The following is an 807-nucleotide window of genomic DNA, read 5'->3' as shown; positions in this document are numbered from 1 at the left end:
CATTGCTTCCCTGAAAATATGCACCTCCGCCTGGATTTTGAGTCGGAAAATTTGTTGAAGCAGTATACCCAACAACGAAAACATTTCCACCTCCATCTGTTGAAATTGAATTTGCATAATCACTCTCATTTCCTCCATAATAAGTAGCCCACTGCCTTACTCCTGCATTCGTGAATTTCAATATAAATGCATCCCAACCCCCCGCATTGCTTCCCTGAAAATACGCACCTCCGCCTGGATTATAGGTCGGAAAATTTGTTGAAGCAGTATACCCAACAACGAAAACATTTCCACCTACATCTGTTGAAATTGAATTTGCATAATCATGCCCACTTCCCCCATAATAAGTAGCCCACTGCCTTACTCCTGAATTTGTAAATTTCAATATAAATCCATCAACACCCCCCGCATTGCTTCCCTGAAAATATGCTCCTTCGCCTAGATCATAGGTCGGAAAATTTGTTGAAGTAGTATACCCAGCCACGAAAACATTTCCACTCGCATCCGTTGAAATTGAATATGCAACGTCATTCCCATTTCCCCCATAATAAGTAGCCCACTGCCTTACTCCTGCATTCGTGAATTTCAATATAAATGCATCCCAACCCCCCGCATTGCTTCCCTGAAAATATGCACCTCCGCCTGGATTATAGGTCGGAAAATTAGTTGAATTAGTATACCCAACCACGAAAACATTTCCACCTCCATCTGTTGAAATTGAACGTGCACCATCATCCCCACCTCCCCCATAATAAGTAGCCCACTGCCTTACTCCTGAATTTGTGAATTTCAATATAAATGCATCAA

Annotated in this window: 1 protein-coding gene; it reads right to left on the bottom strand. The window is 42.0% G+C overall.

Annotated elements, in window-relative coordinates:
* On the bottom strand, positions 1 to 807 hold an 807-nt coding region (locus ABDH49_09195), incomplete at both ends, for an SBBP repeat-containing protein (protein ID MEN3047115.1).

This window comes from Candidatus Hydrothermales bacterium, assembly GCA_039630235.1.
In the GTDB taxonomy this organism is placed as follows: domain Bacteria; phylum Hydrothermota; class Hydrothermia; order Hydrothermales; family JAJRUZ01; genus JBCNVI01.
Note: the sequence above shows the minus strand (reverse complement) of the source record. Positions and strands in the feature narration are given on the sequence as shown.